Genomic DNA, 20,065 nt, shown 5'->3' with positions numbered 1-20,065 from the left:
CTTCAGCTTCCATATCCCTACAGGATACGGTTTACCGGCCTTCCCGTTCCAGGATTTCCTTGCCGACAGTCACGCCGGCCGCCGAGGCCTGCACCAGCCCCCGCGTAATGCCGGCGCCGTCGCCGATGGCAAAGAAATTGGGAATCTTCGTTTCCAATTTGTGATTCAGTTCCAGCCGGTTGGAATAAAATTTAACTTCCACGCCGTACAGCAGCGTATGGCGCGAATTGGCACCGGGAGCCACCTTGTCCAGCGCCTCGAGCATTTCCTTGATGTCCTGCAGGTGGCGGTACGGCAGGACGAGGGACAAGTCGCCCGGCGTCGCATCAGGCATCGTCGGCCGCACGAGGCCCCGCAGAATGCGCTCCGGCGTCGAACGGCGGCCGTCGAGAAGATCTCCCAGCCGCTGGACAATGACGCCGCCGCCGAGGATATTGGCCAAATTGGCGATGTATTTGCCGTATTTGATCGGCTCGTGGAAGGGCTCGGTGAACTTCTTCGACACGAGGATGGCAAAGTTCGTGTTTTCGCTGCGCTTGTGAGCATAGCTGTGGCCGTTGACCGTCAAGAGGCCGTCGTTGTTTTCTTCTACGACGAAGCCATAGGGATTCATGCAGAAGGTACGAATCCTATCGTCGAAGGACTTGCTGAAATAGATGAGCTTCGATTCGTACACTATGTCGGTAATGGTCTCTAAAATTTCTGCCGGCATTTCTACGCGCACACCGATATCGACGGCGTTGGACGTCAGCTTGAGGCCCAGCTTGTCTACTTCGCCGACAAACCATTCCGAGCCTTCCCGGCCCGGCGCGCAGACCAGGTAGCGGCAGGCATACAGCTGATCTGCTATGATAACGCCCCGCACCTGCCCGTCTTCCACGACGATATGGTCTACAGCCGTATCGGCCATGATGTCGATCTTGCCGTCGAGGAAGTCGCGCATATTCGTCAGTATCTGGGCGTTTACATCCGTGCCGAGGTGGCGTATCCGCGCCGGAATAAGCCGTAAATCAGCCGCCGCGGCCTTGCGCTGCATCTGGCGGATGCACTCCTTATTTTCGTCGCCGTATACCTTGCGGTCTGCGCCGCCGAAGCGGCAGTATACGTCGTCGACATAGGCTATTTTTTCCATGAGCTCGGCCTTGGACATGTAGTCGTCCAAATTGCCGCCGTATTCCGTCGTCAGCGTCAACTTGCCGTCGCTGAAGGCGCCGGCGCCGCCCCAGCCGCACACGACGTTGCGGACCTTATCCTTAGGCAGGGCGTTTTTATTGCGGCTCGTCGCAATGCGCTCGCGAATGTCCTGCCCCTTTTCCACGATGAGAATACTCAGGCCCGTATCAGCCAGCTCCAGAGCCGTAAAAATACCGGCCGGCCCGGCCCCGATAATGATGACGTCATAGGTTTTTACAGCGTTCATCGTCTATCTCTCCTTTCGCCGCGGCCTGCTGCCGCGCAGTCGGGATATCTGCGATTGTATATCAACTATCCTCATTTAGCGTATCATGGGGCACGGGCCCTGTCAATATAAGGCGACCCCTGCTCTTCCCGGCAGGTTGTGCTATAATAAGGGCATGACTATACAAGCAAGGAGAGGTTTCATATGGCACAAAAACGAAAAGACCGACGGCAGCAGGCTGTCGACGACCCGAAGGAAGAGCTTCGGCTGCAGGAATACATCTTTCTCTGGACCTTCCTGCTCATGGTCCTCCTATTAGTGTCCTTATATCTGCAATTCAATCCGATCGTCCCGGCAGCGGCAGGCGTCGTCCTCGTCGTGTCTACTATCGCCCTGTACGTCAAATACCGCGAATTCTACGCCGTCCGCGACCGAGGCCAGCGTACCTGGTGCTCCGTCCTGTCGATGTACGCCAGCCTGCTCCTCACGCTGGGCTGCGCCTATTACTACTCGCAGCACGAAAAGCTGACCGACGAATACGCCCTCGTGTTCCTCTTCGGCTTTCTGTTCTTTACGTACATGGCCTACCGCACACTGAGCCGTTCCATGGTCGTCGGCAACAAGCGAGTTCGCGTAAAACGCTGACGGCAGCGGGAAAAAGCCGGCAGGAAACAGTTATGCCGAAAGGCCAGGCAAAAGGCCGAAACGAATCAACTGCATACTTGAGAATATAAAAACAGCGCACACGATATCGTATGCGCTGTTTTTATGCACGCCGCTATAAACGGCGCAGCCTGTCGCTCTTAGCCTTCGAAGGGATGAGCGGCCTGTTTTTTCATGATATCTGTCGTAATTGCGTCGGAGCAGCAAACGGCGACGACGTCTACGACGTCTTCTGTCGAGCAGCCACGGGACAAGTCGAGGATCGGTTTTGCCAAGCCCTGAACCAAGGGGCCAAGAGCCGTTGCGTTGGCAAAACGCTGAACCATCTTGTAGCCGATGTTAGCAGCATCGAGGTTCGGGAAAATGAGGACGTTGGCATGACCGGCAACCTTGGAGCCCGGAGCTTTGCGTTCGCCAACTTCCGGTACCAACGCGGCGTCGGCCTGCATTTCGCCGTCGAAGTCGAATTCTACGCCGCGGTCTTTCAGGATCTGTACAGCCTGACGAACTTTGTCGACGGAATCGCCGGCGCCGCTGCCCATGGTGGAGTAGGACAAGAAGGCAACGCGAGGTCTTAACATCTGTACAGTTCTTTCAGCACGTTCCACGCAGATGCAGGCAATGTCAGCCAGCTGTTCTGCCGTCGGATCGGGAATAACACCGCAGTCGCCCAGTACGAGGATGCCGTTATCGCCGTACTGCGGCGTATTGGTCAGCAAAATGAAGGCACTGGATACGGTCTTGTTGCCCGGACGGGGGCCTACGACCTGAAGGCCGGCGCGGATAACGTCGGCAGACGTCGTAATCGCACCGGATACGACACCGTCAGCTTCGCCGAGAGCAACGAGGCCGGCAGCGAAGAAGGTGTAGTTGTTAACCATAACTTCGTATGCTTTTTCCGGCGTCATGCCTTTCTTTTCGCGGCGTTTTGCAAAATATGCGCACAATTCGTCCATGCGGTAATACGTTGCCGGGTCGATTACTTCAACGCCCGTAAGGTCAATCTGGTATTTAGCAGCATCTTTTTTGATTTGTTCCAGCTTGCCTACGAGGACAATTCTGGCAAAGCCTTCGGCCAAAACACGTTCGGCAGCTTTCAGTACGCGGGGGCTGCTCGTTTCCGGAAGAACAATCTTCTTCTGCGCTTTCGCAACACGGGCTTTCAAATCTTCAGTAAATCGCATGAGGGAACCACTCCTTAAATAAATCTTAAAAATGAATGTTTGACAGCTTTATTATAATACAAAATGGAGTCGAATCAAATACGTTTCGCCCGCTTATTGCAATAATACGAAAAATTCGGCATGAAAGTTAATCATTTTATAATATACTATTATGCATTTATGCTATCATACATGAGTCTATGTGTTATCTTAAAGGCCGGCGGCAGAACGAAGGGAGTTTCGTTCCTGACCAGAAGACGAGGAATTTCAGCAAAGAGGGGATATCTTCGTATGCCAACAGGAAGCAACGACAGACATTCGGTACGCAGCGTCTTGGCCAATAACCGTCATACATGCAAAAAAAGACATACACCGAAGTGTATGTCTTGTAAAAAAATTGGTGGGCGATAACAGGATCGAACTGCTGACATCCTGCTTGTAAGGCAGGCGCTCTCCCAGCTGAGCTAATCGCCCGGATAGTGGTGACCCCTACGGGATTCGAACCCATGTTCTCGCCGTGAAAGGGCGGTGTCTTAAACCACTTGACCAAGGGGCCATGCTAGAGTAAATGATGGTGATCCACCCGAGATTCGAACTCGGGACACCCTGATTAAAAGTCAGGTGCTCTACCGACTGAGCTAGTGGATCATAAATTTGGCAGGGGTAGCTGGATTCGAACCAACGATGACGGAGTCAGAGTCCGTAGCCTTACCGCTTGGCGATACCCCTGTATTGGCTCCTCAAGTAGGACTCGAACCTACGACAAATCGGTTAACAGCCGATTGCTCTACCGACTGAGCTATTGAGGAATAGCTTCCTCTTTAAGAGGAAATATGGAGCGGAAAACGAGGCTCGAACTCGCGACCCCCACCTTGGCAAGGTGGTGCTCTACCACTGAGCTACTTCCGCATGACGACGAAGTTTATTTTAGCACTTTCGTTTGTGCTTGTCAACACATTTTTTGAAAGTTTTTTAAGAACTTTTTTGCGACGTTCTTTCTAACCTTCTCTGTGTCGGCGCGTTCATCAGAACGCTTAATTATAATATCACGCCTCCTGTAATCTGTCAATAGATTTTTTCATTTTTTTCGCAAATAGTTGATGGAATTGATTATATGATGAATTCTACCAGATATACTCTACTTTCTCCATAAAAGAAGCGCCGCAAAAAATATCTCCGCGGCGCCTTACCTATCTTACGTTTATGTAGCTGTCATGAGCCAAGACATGCGGGAGAATCGTGTCTGTCCTGCCGCCGTTCCTTACCGCCATGATTCAGCTTCTCCGATAAAGCCGCGGACGACGTTGGGGATTTCTAGGTCTTTCGTGCCTGCGCCGTAAGCCGTGATGTCATGGACAAAGGACTTGGGCCGGGGGCCGATATAGGAAGCCAGGGTCTTGACGAGGGCCGCGCCGGTCGGCGTGACGAGTTCGCCGCGGATGTCCGTAGCATAATAGGGAATGCCTGCCAGCAGTTCTGCCGTAGCCGGAGCCGGTACGGGCATAACGCCGTGGGCGCAGCGTACGAAGCCGCTGCCGACGTGGAGAGGCGACGCGCCGATTTGCTCTATGCCCAGATATTCGAGAGCCCAGGCAACGCCGACGATGTCCAGGATGCAGTCGACGGCCCCGACTTCATGGAAATGAATCTGGTCGACAGGCACGCCGTGAACCTTTGCCTCGGCTTTTGCCAGCTCGCCGAATACGGCGAGGCTTTTCGCCTTAACGCTGTCCGACAGCGGCGACGCTTCGATAATCGCCGTGATTTCCTGCAGGCCGCGGTGCTGGTGATGATGGTGATGGCCCGTCGTATCGACGAGATGCTCGTGGCTGTGCGAACCGTGATGTTCGTGATGATGATGGTGCTCATGATCGTGCCCGCCGTCGTGCGCATGGTGATGACGTTCCGCATCAAGAATTACGTTGTAATAGACCGATTGAATTCCCAGCTTGGAAACGGATTCGCAGACGAGGGAATATCCTTCCAGCTTCAGCGAAGCCATGGCGTCCTGAAAGGCGTCGAAGGGCACGCCGGCCTGCAGAAGCATGCCGGTGAACATATTGCCGCTGATGCCGGAAAAACAATCGAGGTATAAGGTCTTCATGTATAATCTCCTTCCTGCCGCAAAGGGGCATCGCTATCGTCTTATTTCAATTCCTTATTCATCATGTCTACTGCCGCATCCAGCAGGGACAAGCCGATGACCGAGCCCATGCCCTGATCCGTATCCTGCCCCGTTTCAAAGAAGGCCTTGAGGCCCATCTTTTTCATCTGCATCTGATGAACCGGCTCGGCATATCGCGCCGAAGGGATGACGTAGTCGTCTACCTGAGAGCAGAGGGCCCGGCTGAGCAGTACGGCCGCTCCCGTCACCGCGTTGTCGAATACGACGAGGAGACGGCGATGGGCCGCCGCCAATATGAGGCCGACCATGGCGGCGATATCGGGCGAGCCGGCGCGGCGCAGCAAATCCAGAGGATCGCCGGCATCCAGTCTCAGCCGGTCCATGAGAGCCGTCAGCTGCTCCAGCTTGCCCTGCGATTTCATATGGGACGGCAAGTCGTTCATAGAATCGCGGAAGAAGGCCGCTGTGAGGATAAAGGCCGTCAGCAGACCCCGTTCGCCGATATTGCCGAGGCCGAGGGCGTTGTAATGCTCGTCGGCCAGATTTTCTCCGATTTGCAGGCCGCTGAACATGGCGTCCAGCATCTGGTCTTCCGTCATGGCCGGCCCTTTGGCCCAAAAATGGCTGCCGTGCATGACCTTCAAGTCCTGAACGCCTTCCGATTCGGGAATATTCTGCTCCAGTCCCATATCCAGCAGCAACACGCCGGCTCCTATCTGATGGGCCACCTTGTTGATATGGCCCTTTCCGGCGGCGATTTCCAGCGCGGCGGCCTTGCTGCCCATGCCCTTCGTTTTATTTTCCCCGCCGTCGACGGCGTGGTCGGCGGCAAATAAGACGACGGCTTTTTTCAGCAGCGATGGCTGCAGCGTATCGGAGACGCCGGCAATACGGCCGGCCAAGTAAGTCAATTTCCCGTCCTGAGGGACGGCAAGGCTCGACAGCTTCGCGTAGCACTCGCCGGTCTTTTCCAGATTCAGGGGGCCGATACCGGCGATTACCTGTTCCAGCACACTATCCATTGCATACCTCCTGGTTACTCATTTTTGTCTATTATACCATAAAAGGACGGCTCTCCTGCAGAGAGTCGCCCCTTTTTATGCGGCTGAACAGTTTTATAATGCGCTGCCAAAGGCGTCCGTGTCGACGATCGCCTGCTTGAAGGCTTCTTTCGTCAGCGGAGACGGCACGCAGTTCCATTCCGTAATGGCCGGCGCTTTTTCGACGATCGCGTCGATTTCGTCGGCTTTGATATCCAAATCGGCCAACTTGACCGGATAGCCGGCTTTCTTGTAGAAGGCGGCTATCCGGTCGCGCAGTTCGAACTGCTTGTCGTACGTCAAGAGGACGAGTACGCCGAAGGATACGATTTCGCCGTGGAGATGGCCTTCTACGACCTGCGGCAGCACCGTCGACGAGTTGTAGAACAAGTGGGCGATAGACGAGTTATAATAGTATACGCCGTTGTGGCCTGTCGTGCAGTTGGAAACGAGGCCCGTGCTGATGATGATGTCCAATACGACCTGCTGCAGCTCATAGGTGACCTTCTTTTCCTTGAAGTCAGCCAAGGCTTTTTCACCGTATTCGAGAAGCGGTTCCGTGCAGACCTTGCCCAAAGCCCGGCCCAGGAGAACCGTATGGAAAATGTCGGCTGCGCGGCTGGCCAATTCGCTTTCGCATTCCTTGCTCATGGCGTCGCCGATGCCGGCCCAGAACAAGTCGAAGGGCGAGTCGGCGATGATGTCCATATTGATAAACGTATGGACCGGCGGCGTCGGCAGGTAGTAGTAACCGGCGAAGGATTTATCTTCGTTGTACATGACGGCGATGGCCGTAGACGGAGCGCAGTTCGAAGCGACCGTCGGGAAGGCGAAATAGGGCTTGCCGACTTTATCGGCTACGACCTTGCAGGTGTCGATAGCCCGGCCGCCGCCTACGCCGAAAATGAGGTCGGCATTTTTAACGGCGTCTTCAGCCATCAAGGCGTCTACCCGTTCGTACGTCGCGTCGTCGCCGTACCACAGCACGCCGAGAACTTCCAGATCGGTGTTTTTAATGGCGTCGAGGAGCGGCTTTTCCGCTTTGGACAAGGCCGTTTTGCCGCCGATAATGACGACTTTTTTGCCGAAAGGCTTCGTAACCTGGCCGATGGCATCGTAAGCGTTGGCGCCGATCGTAAAGGCCGGCAGCACCAGTGTGTAATCAGACTGAGACATAATTGTACCCCCTATACAAGTTATGTAAAATATAAATAAGTAATAGCTGAAGCCGTCATGCTATACGGCTCGAAAAAGTTAAAGCAGATATATTATACCACTGTCAGCAAAATCTGACTATTGGTAAACGAACATTATGTTTTTTTGTTTTCCTCCGGCGTATATTATCAATTGATATACATATCTGCATAAAATGATATTTTTTCATCACATACTACATATGACTTGTAACCTCTTTCATTATACTAGATAAGGCATGTATATTTGAGCCATTTTTTATTTTTTTGTCACCAAAAGATTTTATTATCACCGGAGGACGAACTGTGCCCCTGCCCACCTTGAAATTTTAATCTTATTGATATATAGTTAGAGTCGGTTAAAGGGCTTGCTCTAGTAGGAATCATTATAGCAGTTCATTTCTCAAAAGCAGCCCTAAAATTTTAAAAGGAGGTTGTTTTTGTATGAACGGTTTGTATTTAGTTATTGTTTCTGCACTCGTGTTCGTACTGGCTTACCGCTTTTACGGCGCCTTCATCGCCGCTAAAGTATTGACGCTGAACCAGTACAAAGTCACGCCGGCATTCCGTTTCGAAGACGGCCACGACTATGTTCCGACGAACAAATACGTCGTATTCGGCCATCACTTCGCAGCTATCGCTGGCGCAGGCCCGCTCGTAGGCCCGGTTATTGCCGCTCAGTTCGGTTATTTGCCCGGCGCGTTGTGGATTCTTATCGGGGGCGTCCTCGCAGGGGCCGTACACGATATGGTTATCCTCTTCGCTTCCATGCGCTATGACGGCAAATCCATCGCCGAAATCGCAAAAGCGCAGATCGGCGACAAAATCGGCTTGGCTACGTCCTTCGCCGTATTGTTCCTGAATATCCTCGCTATGGCCGGTATGGCCGTCGTCGTCGTCAACGCCTTGCACGACAGCCCGTGGGGTACCTTCACCATCGGCATGACGATTCCTATTGCTATTCTCGTCGGCTTGTATCTGCAGTTCCTGCGCCCCGGCAAGATTCAGGAAGCTACGATCATCGGCGTCGTCCTCGTATTGCTCGCCGTCGTCGTAGGCCCGTCCGTCCAGGCTTCGCCGACATTGGCTCCTATCTTTACCATTAGCGCCAGAGGCGTCAGCATCGCCTTGATCCTCTACGGTTTCATCGCCGCTGCCCTCCCTGTATGGCTGCTCCTCGCTCCGCGCGATTATTTGTCCACGTACATGAAGATCGGTACGATCGGCGCCTTGGCCCTCGGCATCATCATCGTCGGCCCGAGCGTTGAAATGCCTGCCGTTACGCAGTTCTGCGCCGGCGGCGGCCCGGTTATTACCGGCCCGGTTCTTCCGTACATCTTCATCACTATCGCCTGCGGCGCTATTTCCGGCTTCCACTGCATGATTTCCACAGGCACGACGCCGAAAATGCTCATGAACGAACGCTCTATCCTCCCCGTAGGCTATGGCGCAATGCTTACAGAATCCTTCGTCGGCATGATGGCTTTGATCGCAGCCTGCGCTCTCCAGCCGGCCGACTACTTCGCTATTAACTCTACAGCCGCTCACTTCCAGGCTCTCGGCATGCAGGTCGTCGACCTCCCGATGCTGAACCAGATGGTCGGCGAAGACGTTGCTCATCGTCCCGGCGGCGCCGTTTCCCTGGCAGTCGGCATGGCTCACATCTTCTCCCGAATTCCTGGCCTCGACCACCTCATGAACTACTGGTACCACTTCTGCATCATGTTCGAAGCATTGTTCATCATGACGATCATCGATGCCGGTACTCGTGTCGGCCGTTACATGTTCCAGGAACTCATCGGCCGCGTATGGCCTAAGTTCGGCGATCCCCATTGGCTCCCCGGCGGCATCATCGCTTCCGCATTAGTATCCGGCGCTTGGGGTTACATCGTACTGCAGGGCAGCTTGTCCACGATTTGGCCTATCTTCGGCGTATCCAACCAGCTGCTGGCTATCATTACCCTGGCTATTTCTTCCGTCGTTATCTGCAGCATGGGCAAAGCCCGCTACGTTTGGGTAACAGGCTTCCCCTGGGCTGTTTTGACGGTCGTTATCTTCTGGGCAGACTTCCTCAACATGTTTGAAATCTATCTGCCTCAGGGCGAAATGCTCATGTTTACCGTTTCGGCCATCATGGCTATCCTGGTAATCATCATCAGCGTCGCTTCCCTCAAGAAGTGCATGTACCTGGCTAAGACCGTTCCTGCCAGCTACGATACTACAGCTACCGTAGAAGCAGAAGAACTGAAGCATTTGGAACAGCTCGTCGCTCAGCAGGACGACGAAGGCGCAAGAGCAAGACGCTTCAAAGAATTGACGATTGCTCATCATTAATTCGAAAATTTGCTTGTCATGTAAAAAGGCTGTCTCGTAAGAGGCAGCCTTTTTCTATATATGGTATAATGCAGTATATCCCTTGGCGGCCTGCCGGCGCAGACTGCCGCACACTGTACTGCAAGGAGATGTTTTTATGTCCGAATATATCTGCAACGATTGTCCCCGGCGCTGCGGCGTCGTCCGCAGCCAATACTACACGCCCCATGCGCCCATGGCCGGCTACTGCCATACGTCCCTGCAGCCCGTCGTAGCCAGGGCGGCCCTGCACTTCTGGGAAGAGCCCTGCATCAGCGGCACGCGGGGTTCGGGGACCGTATTTTTTACGAGCTGCAACCTGCGCTGCTGCTTCTGCCAAAACGCCTCTATCAGTACGGGCGGCACGGGCATTCCCATTACGGTAAAGCGGCTGCGCGAAATCTACGGCGAACTTATCGCGCAAGGAGCCCACAACATCAATCTCGTCACGCCGACGCCCTATACCTGGGCTGTCCGGCAGAGCCTGGAGCAGCCCCTGCCCGTTCCCGTCGTCTACAACTGCGGCGGCTATGAAGCGCCGGAAACCATTGACGCCTTACGAGGTAAGGTACAAATTTATCTGCCTGACCTGAAATACATGGATTCGGCTCTGGCCAAGCGCTACAGCGGCGCCGCCGACTATCCCCAGGCCGCGGCGGAAGCCATCCTGCGCATGTACGACCAGGTCGGCCCCTACGAGCTCGACGACGACGGCATCCTGCAGAAGGGCGTCATCATCCGCCACCTCATCCTGCCGGGCTGCGTCGAAAACACTAAGGCCGTCATCGACTGGGTGCGAAGCCACTTCGCAGACGGACAAGTCCTGTTCAGCCTCATGCGCCAGTACGTCCCCTGCGGCAAAGCCGCCGACTATCCCGAAATCGACCGCTTCCTCACCGACGAAGAGTACGACGAAGCCGAACAGTACCTCTTCGACAGCGGCATCGAAGACGGCTTCGTCCAGGAAAAAGACAGCGCCAGCGAAACCTTCATTCCCAGCTTCTGCGGCGAAGGCGTGCTGAAATCGAAAAAAATATAATATTCAAAGGCCCAACAAGCAGCATATCCTTATACTGCATCTATTAGAACTTCTTAAACAAACTAGATCGTCCTATATATGAATAAATACAAAAGGGAAAGGCTTCGTCATGCAGATAAAGCCTTTCCCTTAATGTATTTACATGTATAACTAAAAATATTTATTCTTTTATATCAACCCAATATCAACCCAATATCAACCCAATACACATTGGATTCATAGGCATTTAGCGCTTTAAAATCCAATGAGAGGTCTTTCTATTCTCTGAATCACGCTTAATCTTTCCTTGCTGCTTTAAACGAGTCAGCAGCGTCAATATCTTTTCTATTCACATGCCTTTATCACTTTTTCTATAAAGAGTAATACGGCGTGGCTGTTCGTCACGCCGCATTATTCGCATTTAGCTGTATATATTTCAGATTACTCTTCCATATCAAATACTTTCCCCGGATTGAGGATCAGATTCGGATCAAAGGCTTTTTTGACGGCTTTCATGAGGGCCAGGGCTGCCGGGTCCTCGTATTTGGCAAAGAGGGCCTTGCGCTTTTGGCCGATGCCGTGTTCACCGGAAATCTTGCCTCCCAAGGCGTAGACGGCGGCGCAGGCCGCATCTTCAAAGGCTTCTATCTTCGCAGCTTCTTCGTCGGCCGTAAAGCCGCGGCGAAGCACGTCGAGGTGCAGGTTGCCGTCGCCGGCATGGCTGACGCCGCGGAATTGGACGCCCTGCGCCTGCCCGATTCTTTCCAGCTCTATCAGCAGCTTTTCCAGCATATCCGGCGGCACGACAAAATCTTCCATAGCCGCTACAGGGCATTCGGCTGCCGACGCTTCCGTAAAGGCCTTGCGGGCGTTCCACACCTTATCGGCGTCGGCGACGAAGATTTCCAAAGCTCCCTGAGCCCGGCAGATTTCATCGACAGCAACGCACATATCGTCTACGTCGTCTTCGCTCTTGCCGTCGAGCTGAATGACCATGTAATTGCCATTGTCCGAGTAGGGCTGCTTTTCGTCGAGGTACTGTTCGACGACGCGGATGACGGCGTTATCCATGCATTCAAGGCACGTCGGCTCAATGCCGGCCTTGGGAAGAGCCGTTACGAGGGACAGGGCGCTTTCCACCGTCGGAAAGACGGCCAGAATATCTACGGTATATTTCGGCAAGGGAACGAGCTTTAAGGTCAGCTTCGTAATAATGCCTAAGGTTCCTTCGGAGCCGATGATGATTTTTTCCAGCGGATAGCCTGCCGTCACTTTTTTCAGGCGGCCGCCGAAACGGGCGATCTCTCCCGTCGGCGTCACGACTTCGATAGCGTATATCTGGTCCCGCGTCGTGCCGTATTTTACGGCCCTGTTGCCGCCGGCATTGGTCGCCGCGTTGCCGCCGATAAAGCAGCTGTCGCCGCTGCACGGGTCGCCGGCATAGAGCAGGCCCTTCGATTTTGCCAGAGCCTGGAGTTCCGCCGTAATGACGCCGGGCTCGACGACCATGTACATCTTATCGGCGTCGAACTCCAGAATGCGGTTCATCCGTTCCGTGCTCAATATGATGCCGCCGAAATCGTTGGTCACGGCGCCGAATTCCAGCCCCGTGCCGGCACCGCGCGGGACGACGGGAATCCGTTCCCGATTGGCCAATTTCATGACCGCCGCCGTCTGCTCCGCCGTTTCCGGCAGTACGACGGCCTCGGGCAAATGGAAATATTCCCGTTCGACGCCTTCGTCTTTCTCGTAAGGAATTAATTTATCCTTATCAGTATATACGTATTTTTCGCCGACAATTCCCTTCAATTCTTCTACTAAGGCCGGCGTAAGATGATGATACTCTTTCACTTCGTTCCCTCCCCGAAAAAAATAAGCATTTTACGTTATTATACCATATTGACGCCCTAATTTCCCCTTGCTATGATGATGTTAACGACTCCATTCACACCTCGAGGCTCTTATGACAAAACACGTACTAACAGAAGAATTAATTTACGAAATACTCTCAGTCGTCGCCGAAATCCCTGCCGGCTCCGTCGCTTCGTACGGCCAAATCGCCCGGCTCATCGGCCGCGACCGCAACGCCCGGCTCGTAGGCAAGGTCCTGTCCATGGCCCAATGCTACGGCAAATACCCCTGCCACCGCGTCGTAAACAGCGCCGGGATGGGCCCGGCAGAGGGTCCTGCTGGAGCAGGAAGGCGTGCAGTTCAAGCCTAACGGCTGCGTCGACATGAAGCGTTATCAGTGGGAGTATTAGTCCATAGCCACCTATCTATAAAGAAAGGGCTTGCCGCATCGGATACACGGACGGCAAGCCCTTTGCTGCATTCGTATTCAATTATAAAAACAGTCCCCGCATAAAGGGCACGAAGAAGGGCTCGTAAATGAGCCGCAGGAAGGCGAATACGACGAAACCGATCGTACCGCCGACGAGAGCGCCGTTGATGCGAATCCAGGCCAGATCTTCGCCGACCTTGCTTTCCAGGAAGGCGTTGAACTTCCTCTTATCGAAGCCTGTCAGCACGTCGCGGACGGCCACGGCGATGAGCGAATGCTCGTGTTCCAGGATGACGTTGCAGGCCCGACGGATTTGTTCGTCCAGCCAGTCCTTGATTTCCGGATGAGCGCTGCAGTATTCGACGTAGCGCAGGAATTGTTCTTCCAGCAAATCCTTCAGCTCTTCTTTTCCCTTATCGCCCTGGGTAAAGTAGTCCTTGGCCGAACGCTGCGTCGCGCTGAGCCACTTTTCAATAGGCAGGGAATCGACGAACTGATCCTGCCAGTTCTGTACGCCATAGGCCAGCTGGCCGTTCATCGAATACAGGAACAATTCAAACTTGCAGCACAGCCATTCGCGCTGTTCCCCTTCGGCCAGTTCCCATTGGTCCAGCCAGGAAATAATGCCTTTTTTGATGTCCTTGGCAATTTTCCGCGTGTCGACGACGCCGATAAACTTGTTAATCGTAATGATGGATACAGTCGAATGCTTCGATTCTTCCATCCACTGCTGAATGAGCTTATCCAGGAGGGCGTCGAAATCGTCGCTGCGCACCAGCTCGCGGCCCAAGCCGACGGCGTCGTTGAACATATGGCTGTTCGGGTCTTCCAGCAGCGATATGAGGCGGTCCTGGAAGAAGCTGACCAACGGCTGCCGCTTCAGGTACTGGCGGATATGGTCGGCGATGGATTCCTGCGTGCTGCCCTTCTGGGCGTGGTTATAGGCGCGCTGGGCAACCTCATACAGGAGGGCGCGGAATTTTTCCCGGCCGCTGGGGCTGCGGAGCCAGGCGATAAACTTATCCATAAAGGATATCTGATATAACTTGTCCTGCCACATGTTGGGCTGGAGCAGTTTTTCCGAAATGATCTTCGTAATGCTGTCGATAATCTGCGTACGGTTGCGGTACAGCAGCTCCGTATGATAGGGGAAGCCCAGGGGCTTATCGAACAGCGCCGTAACGGCAAACCAGTCGGCAATACTGCCGATGAGGGCCGACTGAATGACGAAAAACAGCAGTTCTTCCCACAAGGTTACGTCGTGGGTATACCACCACCAGAAGATGGCCAGAAAGCAGAGAAAGGACAAGGCCAAAATAGCGTTGGCCCGCTGGCGATATGTCATACTATACGCCTCCTTTCACGGCATACATGACGAGATAGATGACGGCGCCGAGAATTGCGCCGACGAGAGAGCCGTTGACGCGAATCATCTGCAAATCGTACCAGACGCTGCTTTCCAGCTGCTGCGCCAGATAATTTCCGTCGTATTTCATGATTTCCTGTTCTGCCGTCTTGCCGAACCATACCTGGAGCCGCTTCAATTCGCGGGCGGCGAAGGCCAGGGCCGTGCGGTTCATCTGTTCCACCTGGTCGGGGCTTTGCCGCCACCGTTCCAGCTTGCCGATGACGTATTTTGCCGCGACGGTGCAGACGCGCTTCTGCCGTTCCGGCGTCTGTACATAGCGCTGCCAGGCTTCCTTCGTGTCGGGACGGGTAACCAGGCTTTGATACATGCGGTTCTTGTAGCTGTCGATGCGTTCGTGCCATTCGCCGTTGAACTCGATGCGTTCCGTTTGCTTCCACAAATAATTCAGGGCCTGCTTGCGCTGCGGCGAATCTTCCCGCTTCGCGTCGTCCAGCAGGCTGAGGCATTTTTCCTGCAATTTTTCGGCGACGTGCTCCGGCCGGAACATGTCCATCTTGAGGGCCGCCTTGATGGCCCATTCAAAGAGGAAATTCCGTTCGGCATATTGCTGCAGGGACGCCTCGTAAATTTCGCCGATGTACTTTTTCATCGTATCGCTCTTGACGAGTATTTCCAGATGAAGAATCATGAAATCGAGAAAATCCTTCCCCGATTCGCCGCGCAGGCCGATCTTAATAGCCCGGCTCATAATAGGGGCCAAATCGATTTTTTCAATAGCCTGGCCGCCGACGCCGGAAAAGGCCTTGACGACGATTTTCATATCGACGGTATATAAAAACGTATTGAGGATTTGCCCAAATACGCGTTCCGCCGACTGAAAGCCCTTCTCCGTGTGGAGATACTCAAGGGTCGCTCCCAATATCGGATGATGCTTCAGCACGTTGTACATATTGGGCACCGTCAGGATTTCGCTTTCAATCATGTGACGGGCCATTTCGGCGATCCGTTCCTTGCTGTTCGGAATCAGGGCCGTCTTAAAGGAAATGCCCAAGGGCCGCCGGAACAGAGCCGTTACGGCATACCAGTCAGCCAGGCCGCCGATCAGGGCCGCTCCGGCCAAATGGGTCAATAACCCGCCCCAGAAGAAGTCCTGGAACGGATACGCCAGCAGCAGGATAATCGCCGCCGCCGCCAGTATATAATTGGCAATCTGACTGCGTTTAGGCTGCGCCGCCGTGTGTAATTCAGTCATGCTATACCTCCTCTGCGCTTCCAGTATATGCAGATATTGCTGCCTTATCGAACTGTCGTTTCCTCGCCTTTGCGGGACGGTATCCACAAGGGGACGCCGCCATAGGCCGCCTTAAAGTCAGGCGACGGCGACCAGACCGTTCCAAAATGATGCATAGAAACTAACAGCTTATTCACATGCACCTTGTCTAAAAATCCTTTTACGCCCCATTCGCGCGCTCCTTCCAGCCGCGCGTCTACGGGGAAAAAGGCAACGTCTACAGACAGGCCGGCCAGTTTCTTCATTTCCCGGTCGAAATTGCCCTTCGCTTCGGCGTTGTTTTCGTCCGTGTCGCCCAGCCAGTGCCACCAGTTGAGGTCGCCGGCATGGAAGATGGAAAATCCGTCCGTTTCCACAAAAAAAGAACCGCCTTCGTCTGTAGAGCCATACTGGGTAATCGTTGCGTCTTCCATATGTATTGTATCATATAAACGCATAGTTTGCATTTTTTTTACGTCTACATCTTCCAGCGTCACGCCGTCGTTGAGAATATAATGGGCCGTATGGGCGGCGAAGTCGGCAATGCGGGGATTGAAGTGGTCTTCATGCCAGTGGGTGACGAAAAACCATAGGGGCTTATCCCCTTTCGCATAGGATTCCACCTTTCCTGCCGGATCCTTAAAGTAGTCGAATACCAGCACTTTTGTATCCGTTTCAACGGCAAAGCCGCTGTGGGCTAAAAACGTAATGTTTAATCCTGTCATATCTATTCCTCCTTGCTGTACGTAAATTCCATAGGTATTATCATGAGGCTATTGTATTATTATACCATTAATTGCGCCTGTTCTTGAAGGCTTGCAGCGACATTATCTTCATTTTCTCCAGATTTCTCCAACCCATCCTCTCATGGATATGACTAAGAAGAATATGTTTCGTTTTGTTTATGTCCGATTCGCAAAGGCGAGTACCAAAATAGTCATAGATGAGGTATAATAAGAAGTAATGTACTCGTGATTCAGGAGGATTATGGTATGGCTGAAAAAGCACAAATTTTAATTGTCGAAGATGAAAAACAAATTGCTCGTTTTCTTCAGATGGAGCTCGAACACGAAGGCTACGAGTGCGGCATCGAAACGAACGGAGCCGCGGCGCTGGACCGCATCGGCCAGGATCATTTCGATTTGATTTTACTGGACGTCATGCTTCCCGACATCGACGGCCTGACGATCTGCCGCCGGACCCGCGAACTATCCAACGTCCCCATCATGATGCTGTCGGCAAAGGACGACGTCGAAACGAAGGTCGCCAGCCTGGACTTAGGAGCCAACGACTATCTGACGAAGCCCTTCAACAGCAAGGAATTATTCGCCCGCATCCGCGTGCTCCTGCGCGAACGGGACTATAAGCCGGCTGACGAAAACTTCCTGCAGCTCCAGGACATGATGCTGTATTTGGACCGCCACGAAGTCGTCATCGGCACGCAGAAAATCATTTTGACGAAGAAAGAATTTGAACTCTTGTCCTATTTAATCCGCAATAAAAACATCGTGCTGACCAGAGACCGCATCGTAGAAGAAGTATGGGGATACGATTATATTGGCGACACGAACGTCGTCGACGTGTATATCCGCTATATTCGCAGCAAGCTCGGCAAGGAAAAAGGACGGGAATACATTCAGACCATCCGCGGAGTAGGATATGTGGCAAAGGATTAAACAGGCAATACTGCAGCATCCGACCTTCGCGCCCCTGCCGCTCTTCGCCAAAATGGTGCTCCTCTATTCTTCCATCGTATTCTTTATCCTCATCGTCGTATCGGTCATCACCGTCGCCAGCATTCATTACATCATGAACGACTCCATTAAAGAGGATTTGGAATCGAGCGCGCAAAACACCGTAGCCTATTTGGATTCGTACGGCAAAGTCGACTCTTCCGTCTTCGTCCGGTCCAATCTGCCCAATTTCGTTACCCTGCAAATTTACAACGGCGCCGGCAAATTGGTTTTGGATAATTGCCCGACTCATACGATAAAAAAATTGAGCGACCGCCATATCGACGAGGATATTCAGGATAAAACGGTAAACGCCCTGCCGACGACGATACAGGGCAGCGAAACGACGGAGTTTTCCTATTACAAAAAATGGGACGGCGACGACGGCAAGAGCTACTACCTGCGGTTCTCCCGCCAGCCTGATAAGGAAAACGACTTCATTACCCTGCTGTCCAAGCAGCTGCTGGCGTCTATCCTCATCTGCTTGGCCCTGACCGTTCTGACCGGCATGTACCTGATGAAAAAGTCGTTGGCACCGCTGCGCATCATCAACGACACGTTGGAAACAATCGAGGTCAACCAGCTTGATAACCGCATTACCTTGTCGGATAACCGCAACGAGCTGCATGACTTAGCCGTTACGATCAACCAAGCATTGGACCGTATCGAATACGGCTATAAACAGCAGCAGCAATTCATCAGCGACGCGTCTCATGAGCTGCGCACGCCGATTACCGTCATCGCCGGCTATGCGGATCTGCTGGACCGCTGGGGAAAAAATGACCCGGCCGTACTGCAGGAAAGTATTACGACTATCAAGCAGGAAACGGAATACATGCGGCAGCTTATCGAACGGCTTTTGTTCTTCGCCCGCACAAACAGCGGCACATTAAAAAAACATTTCGCCGATATCAACACGGCCAAGCTGCTCCAGGATGTGTACAACGAAGTGACCCTGCTGGATCATGACCATAAAATCACGATTGTGGAAAACGACGAAGCGACGATTTATGCCGAGCCGGGCAGCGTAAAGCAAATGCTGCGAATCTTCGTCGACAACGCAGTCAAATACACGCCTGCCGGCGGAAACATCACCCTGTCCTGCCGCCGCGACGGCGACAACGTATACTATTCCGTATCGGACACGGGCATCGGCATTCCCGAAAAGGATATCGACAGGGTATTTGAACGATTTTACCGCGTCGAACAATCCCGGGCCAAAGAAACAGGCGGCTCCGGCCTAGGCTTATCCATCGCCCAATATATCGCAAAAGGGAATAACGCCGAGCTCTCGCTGAAAAGCAAATTAAATGAAGGAACGACGATTTCCGTTATATTTCCCGTGAAGAAAGAAGAAGAAATAACTGAAGAGTAAAGAGTACCCCCGCTGTCTCTGCAAACAAGACAGCGGGGATACTTTATGTTGCGCGTCGTGTTTATCTGTTTAGGGTATCGTCATCAAGGCTTCGAATCGGCAGGCTTTGCAGCATAAGCCTATCAGCATTCTATCTTATGTGTCCCGATTCGAAGTAAGCGACTCATTACCGTTTGCGCGTCGCTTCGCTCCTTCAAACGGTGTTCCCTGCTTATGCTTATCCCAGAAACCTGGAAGGATAGGAAGCCGCACATATACAAAAAAAGAACGCATACATGATGTATACGTCTCCTGCTGACGGTCGTCGCACCTATCAGTCGGACCGGCACGCATGCATATGTTGCTGCAACATATCCCGTTTTACGTTAGCGGTCCGACATAAGCGATTCGCACAAGTTTGCGCGTCGTGCTTCGCACTCCTTCAAACTTGGCTCTCTGCTTATCCCAGGAACCTAGAAGGATAGAAAGCCGCACATATACAAAAAAAGAACGCATACATGTCGTATACGTCTCCTCCTGGCGGTCGTCGCACCTATCAGTCGGGTCTGCACACATGAATACTTCTTCATGACATGTGCTGCTTACGCACGGACCCGACATAAGTGACTCACACTCGTTTGCGCGTCGCTTTCGCTCCTTCAAACGAGGTTCGCTACTTATCCCAGGGCTTGCCCTGGGTAGATGGGAGGTTGTTGTATGCAAAAAGAGAGCAGTGCCAATGCACTGCTCTCTTTTTGTAATCAGCGGCTTCCTATCCTCCCAGGGGGCCTCCCCCCAAGTACTTTCGGCGTTTGCGGGCTTAACTGCTGTGTTCGGCATGGGAACAGGTGGATCCCCGTAGCTATCGCCACTGAATTTTCCTAAGGGCCCGTGCCCTTACAACTGCATAAAACGAACTTCCTTAACGAGCCTCCGCTCTGTTACGGTCTTCCTTTTTCAGAACCTGCTTCCAGATTTCCTCACCCACTCCCTTCGGGAGTAAGCGCTTCTCTGCTTACCCTAAAGGATAAGTGATTCAGTCGGTTTTACGCGTCGCTTTCGCTCCTTTAAAACCGCTTCTCTACTTAAGTCAAGCCCTCGGTCT

The 20,065-nt window shown here is 53.1% G+C and carries 15 protein-coding genes, 6 tRNA genes and 1 rRNA gene; 6 read left to right on the top strand and 16 right to left on the bottom strand.

All coding sequences use genetic code 11. From position 1 onward, the window contains the following. Positions 1 to 31 precede the first annotated feature (31 nt). Positions 32 to 1,420: an NAD(P)/FAD-dependent oxidoreductase gene (locus tag CJ260_RS07155; RefSeq protein ID WP_087478867.1), complete on the bottom strand. Its 1,389-nt coding sequence runs from the start codon at positions 1,418 to 1,420 to the stop codon at positions 32 to 34. A 183-nt stretch (positions 1,421 to 1,603) separates the two neighbouring features. Here CJ260_RS07155 and CJ260_RS07150 point away from each other — a divergent pair, with 183 nt between their 5' ends. Then, positions 1,604 to 2,044, top strand: coding sequence for a hypothetical protein (locus CJ260_RS07150; protein WP_095629690.1), 441 nt, complete (start codon positions 1,604 to 1,606; stop codon positions 2,042 to 2,044). A 158-nt stretch (positions 2,045 to 2,202) separates the two neighbouring features. On the opposite strand, the gene pta is transcribed toward CJ260_RS07150, so the two are convergent. The 10 genes from pta to CJ260_RS07100 all read right to left on the bottom strand — a co-directional run bounded on the left by pta (position 2,203) and on the right by CJ260_RS07100 (position 7,566). Further along, positions 2,203 to 3,246, bottom strand: coding sequence for a phosphate acetyltransferase (gene pta / locus CJ260_RS07145; protein WP_087478869.1), 1,044 nt, complete (start codon positions 3,244 to 3,246; stop codon positions 2,203 to 2,205). Positions 3,247 to 3,623: 377 nt separating this feature from the next. Then, positions 3,624 to 3,699: transfer RNA gene (locus CJ260_RS07140), tRNA-Val, on the bottom strand. A gap of 6 nt (positions 3,700 to 3,705) precedes the next feature. Continuing rightward, positions 3,706 to 3,781 (bottom strand) — tRNA-Glu (locus CJ260_RS07135). A 16-nt stretch (positions 3,782 to 3,797) separates the two neighbouring features. Further along, positions 3,798 to 3,873, bottom strand: a tRNA-Lys gene (locus CJ260_RS07130). A gap of 7 nt (positions 3,874 to 3,880) precedes the next feature. Further along, a tRNA-Gln gene (locus tag CJ260_RS07125) sits at positions 3,881 to 3,954 on the bottom strand. Positions 3,955 to 3,958: 4 nt separating this feature from the next. Beyond that, positions 3,959 to 4,034: transfer RNA gene (locus CJ260_RS07120), tRNA-Asn, on the bottom strand. 25 nt (positions 4,035 to 4,059) lie between these two features. Continuing rightward, positions 4,060 to 4,134 (bottom strand) — tRNA-Gly (locus tag CJ260_RS07115). Positions 4,135 to 4,486: 352 nt separating this feature from the next. After that, positions 4,487 to 5,329 (bottom strand): LarC family nickel insertion protein, encoded by an 843-nt coding sequence (locus CJ260_RS07110; RefSeq protein ID WP_087478791.1) that lies wholly within the window; start codon positions 5,327 to 5,329, stop codon positions 4,487 to 4,489. 41 nt (positions 5,330 to 5,370) lie between these two features. Beyond that, entirely contained in the window at positions 5,371 to 6,372 is a 1,002-nt protein-coding gene (locus CJ260_RS07105) for a nicotinate-nucleotide--dimethylbenzimidazole phosphoribosyltransferase (protein ID WP_095629689.1), read from the bottom strand. 93 nt (positions 6,373 to 6,465) lie between these two features. Next, a complete protein-coding gene (locus CJ260_RS07100) occupies positions 6,466 to 7,566 on the bottom strand; it encodes an iron-containing alcohol dehydrogenase family protein (protein WP_087478789.1) in 1,101 nt (366 codons plus the stop codon). Positions 7,567 to 8,027: 461 nt separating this feature from the next. Between CJ260_RS07100 and CJ260_RS07095 the strand changes: the two genes are divergently transcribed. Continuing rightward, positions 8,028 to 9,917, top strand: coding sequence for a carbon starvation protein A (locus tag CJ260_RS07095; protein WP_087478788.1), 1,890 nt, complete (start codon positions 8,028 to 8,030; stop codon positions 9,915 to 9,917). A gap of 136 nt (positions 9,918 to 10,053) precedes the next feature. Next, positions 10,054 to 10,974, top strand: coding sequence for a radical SAM protein (locus CJ260_RS07090; protein ID WP_095629688.1), 921 nt, complete (start codon positions 10,054 to 10,056; stop codon positions 10,972 to 10,974). 420 nt (positions 10,975 to 11,394) lie between these two features. Here the strand turns inward: CJ260_RS07090 and CJ260_RS07085 are convergent, their stop codons facing one another. Continuing rightward, entirely contained in the window at positions 11,395 to 12,804 is a 1,410-nt protein-coding gene (locus tag CJ260_RS07085) for an FAD-binding oxidoreductase (protein WP_087478786.1), read from the bottom strand. A gap of 112 nt (positions 12,805 to 12,916) precedes the next feature. On the opposite strand from CJ260_RS07085, the gene CJ260_RS07080 reads away from it, so the two are divergent. After that, complete coding sequence (locus CJ260_RS07080) at positions 12,917 to 13,174, top strand: MGMT family protein (protein WP_233127917.1); 258 nt, start codon at positions 12,917 to 12,919, stop codon at positions 13,172 to 13,174. A gap of 121 nt (positions 13,175 to 13,295) precedes the next feature. On the opposite strand, the gene CJ260_RS07075 is transcribed toward CJ260_RS07080, so the two are convergent. The 3 genes from CJ260_RS07075 to CJ260_RS07065 are packed head-to-tail and all read right to left on the bottom strand — an operon-like array spanning position 13,296 to position 16,598. After that, positions 13,296 to 14,579 carry a DUF445 domain-containing protein gene (locus CJ260_RS07075; protein ID WP_095629687.1) on the bottom strand — a complete coding sequence of 428 codons (1,284 nt, stop codon included), beginning with the start codon at positions 14,577 to 14,579 and terminating at the stop codon, positions 13,296 to 13,298. A gap of 1 nt (position 14,580) precedes the next feature. After that, complete coding sequence (locus CJ260_RS07070; protein ID WP_087478783.1) at positions 14,581 to 15,855, bottom strand: DUF445 domain-containing protein; 1,275 nt, start codon at positions 15,853 to 15,855, stop codon at positions 14,581 to 14,583. Positions 15,856 to 15,899: 44 nt separating this feature from the next. After that, the gene (locus CJ260_RS07065; RefSeq protein WP_095629686.1) at positions 15,900 to 16,598 is read right to left on the bottom strand and encodes an MBL fold metallo-hydrolase; all 699 of its coding nucleotides are present in this window, start codon (positions 16,596 to 16,598) and stop codon (positions 15,900 to 15,902) included. Positions 16,599 to 16,865: 267 nt separating this feature from the next. Between CJ260_RS07065 and CJ260_RS07060 the strand changes: the two genes are divergently transcribed. Together CJ260_RS07060 and CJ260_RS07055 are read left to right on the top strand one after the other, a co-directional pair. Beyond that, entirely contained in the window at positions 16,866 to 17,549 is a 684-nt protein-coding gene (locus CJ260_RS07060) for a response regulator transcription factor (protein WP_087478781.1), read from the top strand. Beyond that, the gene (locus CJ260_RS07055; protein ID WP_087478780.1) at positions 17,533 to 18,981 is read left to right on the top strand and encodes a cell wall metabolism sensor histidine kinase WalK; all 1,449 of its coding nucleotides are present in this window, start codon (positions 17,533 to 17,535) and stop codon (positions 18,979 to 18,981) included. The genes CJ260_RS07060 and CJ260_RS07055 overlap by 17 nt, the downstream gene beginning before the upstream one ends. Before the next feature lie 738 nt (positions 18,982 to 19,719). Here the strand turns inward: CJ260_RS07055 and rrf are convergent. After that, positions 19,720 to 19,836: ribosomal RNA gene (rrf, locus tag CJ260_RS07050) — 5S ribosomal RNA — on the bottom strand. Positions 19,837 to 20,065: the final 229 nt, after the last annotated feature.

It is taken from the genome of Megasphaera sp. ASD88 (genome assembly GCF_002287425.1).
Lineage (GTDB): Bacteria > Bacillota > Negativicutes > Veillonellales > Megasphaeraceae > Megasphaera > Megasphaera stantonii.
Note: the sequence above shows the minus strand (reverse complement) of the source record. Positions and strands in the feature narration are given on the sequence as shown.

What these genes read in the sequence shown, in the direction of transcription:
- CJ260_RS07155 (WP_087478867.1), bottom strand. Translation starts at nt 1,420, where the DNA reads ATGAACGCTGTAAAAACCTATGACGTCATCATTATCGGGGCCGGGCCG.
- CJ260_RS07150 (WP_095629690.1), top strand. Translation starts at nt 1,604, where the DNA reads ATGGCACAAAAACGAAAAGACCGACGGCAGCAGGCTGTCGACGACCCG.
- pta (WP_087478869.1), bottom strand. Translation starts at nt 3,246, where the DNA reads ATGCGATTTACTGAAGATTTGAAAGCCCGTGTTGCGAAAGCGCAGAAG.
- CJ260_RS07110 (WP_087478791.1), bottom strand. Translation starts at nt 5,329, where the DNA reads ATGAAGACCTTATACCTCGATTGTTTTTCCGGCATCAGCGGCAATATG.
- CJ260_RS07105 (WP_095629689.1), bottom strand. Translation starts at nt 6,372, where the DNA reads ATGGATAGTGTGCTGGAACAGGTAATCGCCGGTATCGGCCCCCTGAAT.
- CJ260_RS07100 (WP_087478789.1), bottom strand. Translation starts at nt 7,566, where the DNA reads ATGTCTCAGTCTGATTACACACTGGTGCTGCCGGCCTTTACGATCGGC.
- CJ260_RS07095 (WP_087478788.1), top strand. Translation starts at nt 8,028, where the DNA reads ATGAACGGTTTGTATTTAGTTATTGTTTCTGCACTCGTGTTCGTACTG.
- CJ260_RS07090 (WP_095629688.1), top strand. Translation starts at nt 10,054, where the DNA reads ATGTCCGAATATATCTGCAACGATTGTCCCCGGCGCTGCGGCGTCGTC.
- CJ260_RS07080 (WP_233127917.1), top strand. Translation starts at nt 12,917, where the DNA reads ATGACAAAACACGTACTAACAGAAGAATTAATTTACGAAATACTCTCA.
- CJ260_RS07075 (WP_095629687.1), bottom strand. Translation starts at nt 14,579, where the DNA reads ATGACATATCGCCAGCGGGCCAACGCTATTTTGGCCTTGTCCTTTCTC.
- CJ260_RS07070 (WP_087478783.1), bottom strand. Translation starts at nt 15,855, where the DNA reads ATGACTGAATTACACACGGCGGCGCAGCCTAAACGCAGTCAGATTGCC.
- CJ260_RS07065 (WP_095629686.1), bottom strand. Translation starts at nt 16,598, where the DNA reads ATGACAGGATTAAACATTACGTTTTTAGCCCACAGCGGCTTTGCCGTT.
- CJ260_RS07060 (WP_087478781.1), top strand. Translation starts at nt 16,866, where the DNA reads ATGGCTGAAAAAGCACAAATTTTAATTGTCGAAGATGAAAAACAAATT.
- CJ260_RS07055 (WP_087478780.1), top strand. Translation starts at nt 17,533, where the DNA reads ATGTGGCAAAGGATTAAACAGGCAATACTGCAGCATCCGACCTTCGCG.